The sequence below is a fragment of the Streptomyces sp. NPDC002773 genome, from assembly GCF_040295605.1.
GTDB lineage: Bacteria > Actinomycetota > Actinomycetes > Streptomycetales > Streptomycetaceae > Streptomyces.
The window spans coordinates 17,423-26,431 of the sequence record NZ_JBEOVO010000041.1 but is presented as its reverse complement, the minus strand read 5'-3'; the positions used below and the strand labels follow the sequence as shown (position 1 = coordinate 26,431).

General features: G+C 71.1%; 17 protein-coding genes. 15 read left to right on the top strand and 2 right to left on the bottom strand.

The annotated features are described in order from the left end of the window. Positions 1-133: 133 nt before the first annotated feature. The 15 genes from ABT034_RS31425 to ABT034_RS31355 all read left to right on the top strand — a co-directional run bounded on the left by ABT034_RS31425 (position 134) and on the right by ABT034_RS31355 (position 6,401). Positions 134-562: an RRQRL motif-containing zinc-binding protein gene (locus tag ABT034_RS31425; protein WP_351220473.1), complete on the top strand. Its 429-nt coding sequence runs from the start codon at positions 134-136 to the stop codon at positions 560-562. A gap of 20 nt (positions 563-582) precedes the next feature. After that, entirely contained in the window at positions 583-831 is a 249-nt protein-coding gene (locus ABT034_RS31420; protein ID WP_351220472.1) for a hypothetical protein, read from the top strand. After that, on the top strand, positions 828-1,121 hold the full coding sequence (locus ABT034_RS31415; protein ID WP_351220471.1) for a hypothetical protein: 294 nt from the start codon (positions 828-830) through the stop codon (positions 1,119-1,121). The genes ABT034_RS31420 and ABT034_RS31415 overlap by 4 nt, the downstream gene beginning before the upstream one ends. Before the next feature lie 109 nt (positions 1,122-1,230). After that, positions 1,231-1,740, top strand: a complete 510-nt coding sequence (locus tag ABT034_RS31410; RefSeq protein ID WP_351220470.1) for a hypothetical protein — start codon at positions 1,231-1,233, stop codon at positions 1,738-1,740. Beyond that, a complete protein-coding gene (locus ABT034_RS31405; RefSeq protein ID WP_351220469.1) occupies positions 1,737-2,087 on the top strand; it encodes a hypothetical protein in 351 nt (116 codons plus the stop codon). Before ABT034_RS31410 ends, ABT034_RS31405 begins: the two co-directional genes overlap by 4 nt. A 5-nt stretch (positions 2,088-2,092) precedes the next feature. Then, positions 2,093-3,067: an AAA family ATPase gene (locus ABT034_RS31400; RefSeq protein WP_351220500.1), complete on the top strand. Its 975-nt coding sequence runs from the start codon at positions 2,093-2,095 to the stop codon at positions 3,065-3,067. Then, entirely contained in the window at positions 3,064-3,273 is a 210-nt protein-coding gene (locus tag ABT034_RS31395; protein ID WP_351220468.1) for a hypothetical protein, read from the top strand. The genes ABT034_RS31400 and ABT034_RS31395 overlap by 4 nt, the downstream gene beginning before the upstream one ends. A gap of 31 nt (positions 3,274-3,304) precedes the next feature. Continuing rightward, the gene (locus tag ABT034_RS31390; protein WP_351220467.1) at positions 3,305-3,652 is read left to right on the top strand and encodes a hypothetical protein; all 348 of its coding nucleotides are present in this window, start codon (positions 3,305-3,307) and stop codon (positions 3,650-3,652) included. A 102-nt stretch (positions 3,653-3,754) separates the two neighbouring features. Beyond that, complete coding sequence (locus ABT034_RS31385) at positions 3,755-4,060, top strand: hypothetical protein (RefSeq protein WP_502973098.1); 306 nt, start codon at positions 3,755-3,757, stop codon at positions 4,058-4,060. An 89-nt stretch (positions 4,061-4,149) separates the two neighbouring features. Next, a complete protein-coding gene (locus tag ABT034_RS31380) occupies positions 4,150-4,824 on the top strand; it encodes a GGDEF domain-containing protein (RefSeq protein ID WP_351220465.1) in 675 nt (224 codons plus the stop codon). Next, positions 4,821-5,267: an ASCH domain-containing protein gene (locus tag ABT034_RS31375; protein ID WP_351220464.1), complete on the top strand. Its 447-nt coding sequence runs from the start codon at positions 4,821-4,823 to the stop codon at positions 5,265-5,267. Before ABT034_RS31380 ends, ABT034_RS31375 begins: the two co-directional genes overlap by 4 nt. Next, positions 5,264-5,530, top strand: a complete 267-nt coding sequence (locus ABT034_RS31370; RefSeq protein WP_351220463.1) for a hypothetical protein — start codon at positions 5,264-5,266, stop codon at positions 5,528-5,530. The genes ABT034_RS31375 and ABT034_RS31370 overlap by 4 nt, the downstream gene beginning before the upstream one ends. Before the next feature lie 24 nt (positions 5,531-5,554). Further along, positions 5,555-5,761: a hypothetical protein gene (locus ABT034_RS31365; protein WP_351220462.1), complete on the top strand. Its 207-nt coding sequence runs from the start codon at positions 5,555-5,557 to the stop codon at positions 5,759-5,761. Beyond that, entirely contained in the window at positions 5,758-6,240 is a 483-nt protein-coding gene (locus ABT034_RS31360; RefSeq protein ID WP_351220461.1) for a hypothetical protein, read from the top strand. The genes ABT034_RS31365 and ABT034_RS31360 overlap by 4 nt, the downstream gene beginning before the upstream one ends. Beyond that, positions 6,237-6,401, top strand: coding sequence for a hypothetical protein (locus ABT034_RS31355; RefSeq protein WP_351220460.1), 165 nt, complete (start codon positions 6,237-6,239; stop codon positions 6,399-6,401). The genes ABT034_RS31360 and ABT034_RS31355 overlap by 4 nt, the downstream gene beginning before the upstream one ends. 415 nt (positions 6,402-6,816) lie before the next feature. On the opposite strand, the gene ABT034_RS31350 is transcribed toward ABT034_RS31355, so the two are convergent. Beyond that, positions 6,817-7,254: a hypothetical protein gene (locus ABT034_RS31350; RefSeq protein WP_351220459.1), complete on the bottom strand. Its 438-nt coding sequence runs from the start codon at positions 7,252-7,254 to the stop codon at positions 6,817-6,819. 610 nt (positions 7,255-7,864) lie between these two features. After that, a complete protein-coding gene (locus ABT034_RS31345) occupies positions 7,865-8,938 on the bottom strand; it encodes a ParB/RepB/Spo0J family partition protein (RefSeq protein WP_351220458.1) in 1,074 nt (357 codons plus the stop codon). Between the last annotated feature and the right edge of the window lie 71 nt (positions 8,939-9,009).

Here is a 9,009-nt window from a genome sequence, read left to right as displayed (position 1 = left end):
CCACCGACGACTGGAGGAGACCGCTCGTGCTCATCCCCCGCCCGCGCCGCCGGATCGGCCGGCCCCGCCCGCAGCGCCCCGGCCCCCGCTACCCGCAGCCCCCCGCCCGCCTCCCCGGCACCTGGAGCAGGTTATGAACGGCCAGGACCAGGACCTGGTCGACATCGACCCGAACGACCCCCGCGACGGCACGCTGTCGATCTACCGGTGGCGCCAGGCCGGGCGTACGAACCTCGCGACCCGCCGCCAGCTGCGGGAGATGGGACTGCGCCCCGGCGGAGCCGAGCCGGTCGCCCGGATCGAATGCCGCGGCGGGAAGCGGTGGGCGTGGCTGTACCGGATCGACCTGGCGAAGCCCAAGCGCCCGATGACGCTCGCGAAGGAGGCGGCGCTCGACAAGGCGATGGCCAAGCGCCAGACCTGCGGGGCCTGCCGCCGCCGCTATTTCCACTGCATCCCCTTGAAGACCTTGGGGTCCTGCCTGGAGTGCTTCGACGGCACGCCCGCCGACCCCAACTCCTACATCGCTCCCCCGACGCCGGACCACCGGCTCGCCGCCTGAACTGAGAGGACCACCAGCCAATGAGCACCGCCGTTCGCGCCTCCGCCTTTACCGAGCCCACCCGACCCAAGGACCTGCTGATCCGGTCCGTCACCACCGGCGGCTCGTACGTCGACGTCACCGGCTCCGGCGAGAACGCCCACGACAACCGCTGGAGCTGCCACGGCTGCGGCGACTCCTCCCGCAGCCCGGAAGTCAGCTACCTGTTCCGCATCCGGCCGGACGCCAACGACCACGCCACCGCCTGCCGCGCGATCCCGCTGACGTGACCGGCCGCCGCCTGCGGGCCGCCCTGCTGCTCGCCGCGCTCCCGGCCGCCGTGGCCGGGGCCGTCGCCGTCGCGCTCAAGGCCGGGCACCGGCGGCTGCACGCCGACCGGCACCGCATCGAGCTGACGCCCCAGCCCCGCCGCTCCTGCCCCGACTGCCGGGGCGACGGCGGCTGGTGGGTCGACGGCGCGAACCCGGAGATGGAGGCGTGCGGCTGCTGGGCGAACCGGCCCACCTGGCGCTTCCGGCTCCTGCCCGTCCCGGCCTGGCCGGACGAGCCCCCGTTCTGAAACGACCCGACCCCGGCCGGTGCGGCCGGGGTCGGACCTCGGGCGGCCGCGCATCGGCAAAGGGCCGGCCCCCCGCTCCTTCACTCTTCGAGATCAGGAGAAATCCAGCATGACGCACCGCCCCGCGCTCTTCGCCGCCGTCCTCGGCCTGGGCCGCGCCGGCTCCAACATCGGTGACCACTGGATCCAGAGCGACCACTGCGCCCGGGTCAAGGGCGCCACCGACGACCAGCCCGTGTACCTCACCACCGACGACCCGGACGACGAGCCGACCGTCCACGGCACCAAGGACGGCATCAAGGCATGCGCCTGGCACTGCCTGACCTACACCGCCACCCAGGCCCTCGCGGTCGGGGCCGGCGCCCGCACCCTGGGCATCCGGCTGCACCCCGCCGCCGCCGGGGCCGCGCTCGCCCTGTCCTTCTTCACGCACTACGCCGCGGACCGCCGCGTGGAGGGCGGGCTCCTGGAGACGCTCGCCGCGAAGACCGGCAAGGGCAACTTCTGGCGCCTGGCCGATCACGGCATCAACGGCGCGTACTGCCTGGACAGCGCCTGGCACCACGGCTGGGAGACGGCCGCCGCGCTGGTCGCCACCATCGGGGCGAAGACCCGATGACCGCCCGCCCCCGCACGCGCCTGGACCGGGTGCGCGCCTCGCTCGGCATCGCCCAGCTCGCCCTCCAGCAGATCGAGGACGACCTGAGCGCCGACGACATCGAGGCCCCCGAGCTCGCCGCGATCCTGCGCGAGCTCCAGGAGGACATCGACGTCCCCGGCGGCCTCTTCCCCGCGCTCGCCCAGCTCGTCAGCACCGCCGCCCGCCGGGCGGAGCAGCTCGAGCCCTACCGCGACGGCGTCGCCTCCCGCTCCCTGCACGAGGCCGCCGCCCTGATCACCGACAACGCCGGGCAGCGCATGAACTGGGCCGCCCGCGCCCTTGACCCGCAAGGAGACGACACGTGAGTCAGATGCACCCGCGGCTTCCGGAGAACGCGCTCATGGTGCTGATCGGCGCCAGCGGCGCCGGGAAGAGCACCCTGGCCCGTACCTGGCCGGCCTCCCAGGTCCTCTCCCTCGACGGTCTGAGGGGCACGGTCAGCGACGACCCGGGCAATCAGGCCGCCACCGCCGACGCCGCCGACGTCCTCAAGCTCATCCTGGAGCGCCGGATGGCCCGCCGCTTGAACACGGTCGTCGACGCGACCAACGTCGAAGAGGCCATCAGGGTCGAGCTGGTGATGACGGCGAAGAAGTACGGCGTGCCGACGGTCGCGGTCGTCGTCTCCACGCCGCTGTCGCTGTGCCTCCAGCGGCAGCAACCGCGCCCGGCGAACCGGCGGGTCCCCGGCGACGTCGTCCGGCGCCAGCACGAGGCGATGACCTTCTCCCACCAGAGCCTCACCCGGGAGGGCTTCACCCAGGTCCTCTTCGCCCACGACCTGAACCGGCTGGAGCCGTACCTGCGGCGGCTGAGCGCAGCCCGCCAGGCCGACCTGGGCCTGGACGGCGGCGACGGCCTGGGCCACCTGCTCCTCGTATGCCGCTTCTTCGGCGAGGAGATCCTGCCGATGTGGCGGTGGAACGACGACTCCGACATCGCCGACGGCGACCGCGTCGGCGAGATCCGCCTCGGCCAGCAGCACCTGACCCTCGCCCTGCGTATGGACGTCGACGGCGAGGGCGACATCGGGTTCGACGTGCGCGTGCCGTGCCCGTTCGACCCCGAGTGCAGCAACACCGCCTGGACGCCGGCCTACAGCGTCACCTGCCTGCACCGCGCGCTCACCGGCGACCTGGACCACCGCGACGAAATCGTCTGCGACGTCCACGGCGGCTACGACGACGTCGACCAGGAGGCCGACGACCACGCGGCCAGCATGGACGACGACCCCGACGGCCGCGCCGACCTCGAAGAGCAGTACGCCGCGGCGGTCCGGGAATGAGCCGCGCCGCCGACGGCCCGCACCCGCACCCGCTCACCCCGGCCGACCTGCCGGCCGGGGACGAGTGGTGGCACGGCTGTGGTGAGTGCCGCATCCCGGTCCAGGGCGGTGCGGCGGGCCTCGCCGCGCACCGCCGCACCGTCCACGACCCCCGCCGCGATTACGGCGACCACCGCAGGCCCATCACGATCCAGCTCGACTTCTGATCCGGACCGGCACGCCGAAGGAGACCCGCTCATGCCCATGTCCGCCGCCGCGAAGGCGTACTACGACGCCCACTTCCAGGCCCTGCGCGACCACGGCGCGATGAACGCCGCCCGCCTCTGGCCGCGCCAGGCCCTGCAGTACACCACCGTCAACGGCGCCCGCCTCCTGCCGTTCCCGTCCCGGATGCCCGCCCGGTCCGTGGCCCCGGCCGTCCGCTCGGCCCTCAAGAAGCACCTGGTCCACGAGTACGACGTCACCACCCGCGACGGCTCCCCGCTGCGCATCGTCTACATCCGCCACGCCCCCGGCACCTGGTCCGGCGGCGAGGACGTCATCGACGTCTACGAGGTCCCCACCGAGGAGCCGGCTGTGCCGTAGCCGGTGATGGTCCTCCGTGCCGCCCCGGCCCCGCGTACGACGCAGGCCGGGGCGGTCGCGGTGGTCCCTCACCGCCGAGAACAACGAAAGGAGATGGACGTCATGACCCTGCTCCCCCTCTACGAGGTCGACGTCCCCATAAGGAACACCGCCGGCCTGCGCGGTGTGCACGTCTTCACCGGCCACGCCGACAGCCGCAGCGCCGCAGTACGGATCGCCCACGAGGTCTACGACCAGGCCGCCGCCGCGCGGCAGGCCGGGCTCGAGGCCCCCGGCAGGCGGCTGGACGGATGGACGGCACGCGGCTACCGGCCCGGCTGGGAGCTCGACTGGAAGGCGGCGACCGCCGGCCGCTGGAACGACCCGTACAGCTGGACCCGCGCCGACGACGGCGACTTCGAGCTGTAGATCCGCCCCGGGACAGGCGTCCAGGCGTCCAAACCGATCGCCTGCCCCGGGCTTTCCCATCCCGTACGAGACGAGAGGGAGATCCCAGTATGGACTCCGTCCTGCGCACACAGTCCCGGTTCGGGCAGCGCGCACTCCTGCTGACGACCGCGGCCGTGCCGTTGACCGGCTGGGCCGTACACGCCATCGCCCTGCATAAGAAGCTCGCCGCGAGCCGCCGCGATCCCCTGACCGGCCTGCTGCGCCGCGACGCCTACACCGCCCGCGCCCGCCGCCTCCTGGCCCGCCACGGCCACGTGGCCGTGGTCATGGTCGACGCCGACAGGTTCAAGGAGATCAACGACCGGCTCGGGCACGCGGCGGGCGACCGCGTCCTCGCGTCGATCGCGGCCCGCCTCACCGCGTGGGCAGGCCCGCGTGCTGCGGTCGGCCGGCTCGGAGGCGATGAGTTCGCCGTGGTCCTGGAGCTGCCCTCCGACCGCCGCGCTCTCCGCCTGGAGCAGCTGGTCCGGATGCTGCACACCCCGGTCGTCCTGGACGACGGCCGCACCGTTGACGTCGCCGCCTCGGTCGGTGCCGCGACCCCGGACGTGATGGGCGCACGCGACCTGACGCGCCTGCAGAGGGCAGCCGACGCCGCCCTGTACGACGGCAAGCACTCGGGCCGAGCGGTCCTGGCGACCGCCGCGCACGCCACCGTGCCGTCCCTCAACGGGCGCCGCGCGGGCAGGCCCGGCACGGCGATGTGGGGGCGAGCGGCATGAGGACCGAGACCCTTACGCCGGCGGGCGACTGGATCCGCGGCATCAGCGTCAAGCAGCCACACGCCGCCTGCATCCTCGCCGGGGCCAAGACGATCGAGAACCGGCCCCGGGCGTGGTCGTGGCGTGGCTGGCTGCTGCTGCACACGAGCCAGCAGATCGACCGCTCCGCCCTGCGCGTGCCACTGATCGGCCGTACGGTCCGCGGCCGCGACCTGCCGACCGGCGCGGTGATCGGCGTCGCCCGGCTGACCGGCTGCCACCAGGACCCGGACGGCTCCCCGTCCTGCACCGAGTTCTCGCAGCCCGGGGCATGGCATCTGGAACTCAGCGACGTCCAGGCCCTCGCCCTGCCGATCCCGGCGCGCGGGCAGCTCGGCCCCTGGCGGCCCACCGAGGATCTGGTCGACCAGGTCCTCCAGCAGCTCCCGCACCTGCGGCCGTGACCACCCGGCGCCGCCACCTGCGCGCGGTGCCCGCACAGCCGGAGCAGCCCGTGGCGCCGGTTCAGCTCCTGAACTGGCGCCACTCCTCGCACTTCGGGCCGCCCGCCCCGTGCGCGCTGTGCGGCGCCACCACCCCGCTGAGGTCCCACGCCAAAGCGCCCGCTCACAAGGTCTGCGCGGAGCTCTGGAACGGGGCGCACCCCGGCGAGACCCGGTTCGTCTCCGACCCGCCCAAAGGCGGCCAGACGACCGACCACGCCTGACCTCTCCCCCAGACGGAGGCCCCCATGAGCAGCACCCAGCCCGACGTCGACAACGCCCTCGCCTACCCGGAGCCGCCGGCCTCGCCGCTCTGGCACCGGTCCGGCCCGCCGGTCCGTCCCCTCACCCCCGAGCAGCAGCGCCGCAACCGCGAGCTGCTCGTCCTGGCACAGCGCTCCCCCCGACCCCGCTCCCCCTGCTCCACCAAGACCCTGGCGGAGGCCAACCGATGAACCCCCAGACGCACCTAGCCATAGACGGCTACGTCGACGCGATCCCGGCACCCGGCACCAGCTGGGGCACCGCCCGCTTCGACCTGATCCACTCCCCCGCCGACGCGGACCGGATCGCCCCCGACACCCCGGACACCGTGTACGCCTGCACCACCGGCGACCCGCGCATCGCCGACGTCCTGCTGCGCGAGATCCAGCCCGGCGACCTCCTGCGCGTCACCGGCACCCTCGTCCAGACCGACGACCCCCAGGCCCCGGCCCGCTTCACCGTCGACGGCCTGGAGGTCCTCGAGGCCGCCCCGGCCCCTATGGTCTACGGCCTCGTACTGGAGCGGTTCGGGAACTACGTCGTCGTCTTCGACGCCGACCGCGACCAGGTCCCGGTGTTCACCGCATCCGGCCGCTGGGTCGGCGAGGCCACCACCGCCGACGCCATCAGCGACCTCATCGACGTCTACGAGGAAGGCGGCATCCGATGACGACCACCCTCCCCGCGCAGCGCACCGTCCTGGAACGATTCCCCGTCGGCATCGCCGCCGACTCCATCGCCCTACACCCGCTCCCGGAGCGCCACACCGACATCGAGCAGCCACACACCGTTGTGGCCGCCACCGACGCTCCTCCTGCATCCACTACCTGACCCCGCAAGTACAGAAGGCCCCTGCTCCGGTGAACACCGGAGCAGGGGCCTTTTTGCGTTCCACGGAGCGGATGTTGTACGCGTACAACGTCGGGGCGCCGGGCCTGCGCTCAGCCAAGATGTTGTACGCGTACAACATCCACCCTCCGACCGAGCCAGGCCGCAAAGTTGTACGCGTACAACTTTGATTCACCTGGCAGGCCAGGGGGGAACATACAAACGTGTCTGCGGTCCAGGTCCGCTGAGGCTGATTAGCCGATGACTTCGGCCATGAGCGTCCTTGTCCACGCCGGTGTCCCAGCGCTTGAAGCTGCTGCGGGTGTGGCCATCGGGGTACGGCGACCAGGATCTGGTGCAGGGCGGGCCCGCGTGGTGACCTCGGCGGTTCGTGCGGGTGCGCGAGCGATGCAGCCGCTCACGCCGTGGGCGGGCTAACCCGTGCGGGCGGCTCGTCTCCAGCAGTGACCTCCCACCCCTGGCCGTCCTGGTCGCGAAAACGAACAAGGGCTTCCACGGCCTCGGGGAGTTGTCGTACATGCTGCCCGTCACGGTCGAGGAGCCACGTGGCCACCTTCATTTCCTCGTAGGGATGCAGGATGCTGCGCCTGGTCTGAGTCAGCGGCCCTCCAGGCATGTTGCGGTTCACGCTCCACGCCGCCCACGGCCCTTCCTGGAGCGCCCACACCCGCAGCAACTCCACTTCCGTGATGGAAGCCATGCCGTTGTTCGTGATCGACACCACTACGGAGCCGCCGCTACCAGCGAGCTCCAACTTCACCTTCTCAGCCTCTCGCAAGGCTGCCGACTCCGCTTCGGCAGCAGCCTGCTGAATACGGACCTCTTCGCGGTCCATCTGCTGACGGGTCAGCTCGTTCGCCTGGGTCGCGGCCTCTCCTGCTCGCGTGCATAGCGGGCCTGTTCCTTGGCAGCGTCTGCCGACCTGCGGGCGATCCATGCCTGCCAAATGCTGATGCCGGCAGCGGTCACAGACACGACAACCGCTACGAGGGCAATCCAGTCACCTTCATCCATAGCAAGGACGGTATCGACCGCCTCAGGAGTTGGCCCTCTTCCCAGTGCCCGCCTGGCAAGGTCGAGTGGCCCCAGGTGGTGCAGCAGGCCGGTGTCGAGCTCCGCCTTATCTTCGCTCGGTAGCCCGGCCTCGCTTCCGCCCGGCAGGTGCCAGTCCGAGACCTTAAGGGCACCAAGGTCGGTACGGCGTAGCACTTGCTCCCCAACGGTGAGCCTGTCAGCCACAGGCCGCGGGGGAGCAAAGTTGTACGCGTACAACTTTGCGGATCGACTCGGCCGGAGCGTGAATGTTGTACACGTACAACCTCAAGCTGGGTGCTGGAAGCCATAGAGGCATCTTGCCGCTGCGGGCTGGCAGGGGATGGGAAACGGGCTGGGATGTTGTACGCGTACAACATCCCAGCCCGTGAGTGACAGCGCCCGTAACGGAGTCAGGCGTCCACTTTGCTGTCTGCTCGTTCCATCAGACGTTCGGCGAGCTCCATCAGCTCTTCTGCGGACAGGTGATCAGCCAGAGCCTCAGCAACCTGATCCACACTGCCAAGCTCGATCACCGCCCGCGTCGGCGCTACAGCGGAGCGCCCTTCCTTGTTCTGCACCGGCACGGTCGACTGCTGGCCGACGGCGCCCGTCTCCTGCGGAGCACGGGACTGCCTGGTGTTGGGCTCTTTACCAGCGGCCATCTCACCCGCCCCTACGACCGGCGTGGGGGAGCCGGAAGTCTTCTCTGTGGCGTCTGCCACGGGTGGCTGGGGTGCTGGGGCTTGTCGATCCGTCCGCTCTACGGCGTTCTCGGTGCGGTTTCGTGCCTCGGCAAGGAGGGTCCGTTCTGCCTCTCGTTCCGCAGACTGCCTTGCCTTTTCCTGCTTCAACACCTGCAGCAGCTCCGCTGCGGACAGGCCCTGATTGTCTCTGACGTGCCGGACGAGGAAGCGCCCGTCGCGCTCCGGAAGGTCACCGGAGCTGAGCATCGCCTGAATCTCTTCGGGGAGCTCAAGCAGAGACAACTGGTGCGTGACCCAAGAACGGTCCTTGCCCAAGTGGTCCGCAGCGCGGGCACGAGCTCCCCGCTCCGACTCCTCGGCACACACCGCGACGAGTTCATTGATACCGCGGGCTCGCTCGATGATGTCGAAGTCCGCGCGGTCCAGGTTCTCCTTGAGGAGATGGTTTATGAACGTCTCGCGTGAGGCCGCCAGCTCGTCACGGACGACGAAGTCCAGCGCTTCCAACCCGACCTGGCAGGCACTGCGGTAGCGGCGCTCCCCATTGACGAGCACGTACTTGGCGCCGCCGACGTGGTCTTCATGATCAGGCCACAAGGTCAGGTAGACATCACGCGAGACAGCCACGCACGCGGCCAACTGCGCCGCCCGCAGTTCCTCGCCGAAACGGGCCAGCTCCTCCGTGGTGCCGAAGTTGCGGCGGGGGTTGAGCGGCGTGGGGGAGACATCGACCAGTTGCAAGCGCACAAGCTCGTAGGCCGGGATGTCGCCCTGGGTCACGGCTTTCGCCCGGCCTCGCGCGCTGCGGCCACGCGGCACATTTCCGAAGGAGGTTCCTGTGCCCAATCGAT

Excerpts from the sequence above, each read along its gene's own strand:
- ABT034_RS31425 (WP_351220473.1), top strand. The coding sequence starts at position 134 with ATGAACGGCCAGGACCAGGACCTGGTCGACATCGACCCGAACGACCCC.
- ABT034_RS31420 (WP_351220472.1), top strand. The coding sequence starts at position 583 with ATGAGCACCGCCGTTCGCGCCTCCGCCTTTACCGAGCCCACCCGACCC.
- ABT034_RS31410 (WP_351220470.1), top strand. The coding sequence starts at position 1,231 with ATGACGCACCGCCCCGCGCTCTTCGCCGCCGTCCTCGGCCTGGGCCGC.
- ABT034_RS31405 (WP_351220469.1), top strand. The coding sequence starts at position 1,737 with ATGACCGCCCGCCCCCGCACGCGCCTGGACCGGGTGCGCGCCTCGCTC.
- ABT034_RS31400 (WP_351220500.1), top strand. The coding sequence starts at position 2,093 with ATGCACCCGCGGCTTCCGGAGAACGCGCTCATGGTGCTGATCGGCGCC.
- ABT034_RS31395 (WP_351220468.1), top strand. The coding sequence starts at position 3,064 with ATGAGCCGCGCCGCCGACGGCCCGCACCCGCACCCGCTCACCCCGGCC.
- ABT034_RS31390 (WP_351220467.1), top strand. The coding sequence starts at position 3,305 with ATGCCCATGTCCGCCGCCGCGAAGGCGTACTACGACGCCCACTTCCAG.
- ABT034_RS31385 (WP_502973098.1), top strand. The coding sequence starts at position 3,755 with ATGACCCTGCTCCCCCTCTACGAGGTCGACGTCCCCATAAGGAACACC.
- ABT034_RS31380 (WP_351220465.1), top strand. The coding sequence starts at position 4,150 with ATGGACTCCGTCCTGCGCACACAGTCCCGGTTCGGGCAGCGCGCACTC.
- ABT034_RS31375 (WP_351220464.1), top strand. The coding sequence starts at position 4,821 with ATGAGGACCGAGACCCTTACGCCGGCGGGCGACTGGATCCGCGGCATC.
- ABT034_RS31365 (WP_351220462.1), top strand. The coding sequence starts at position 5,555 with ATGAGCAGCACCCAGCCCGACGTCGACAACGCCCTCGCCTACCCGGAG.
- ABT034_RS31360 (WP_351220461.1), top strand. The coding sequence starts at position 5,758 with ATGAACCCCCAGACGCACCTAGCCATAGACGGCTACGTCGACGCGATC.
- ABT034_RS31355 (WP_351220460.1), top strand. The coding sequence starts at position 6,237 with ATGACGACCACCCTCCCCGCGCAGCGCACCGTCCTGGAACGATTCCCC.
- ABT034_RS31350 (WP_351220459.1), bottom strand. The coding sequence starts at position 7,254 with ATGGACCGCGAAGAGGTCCGTATTCAGCAGGCTGCTGCCGAAGCGGAG.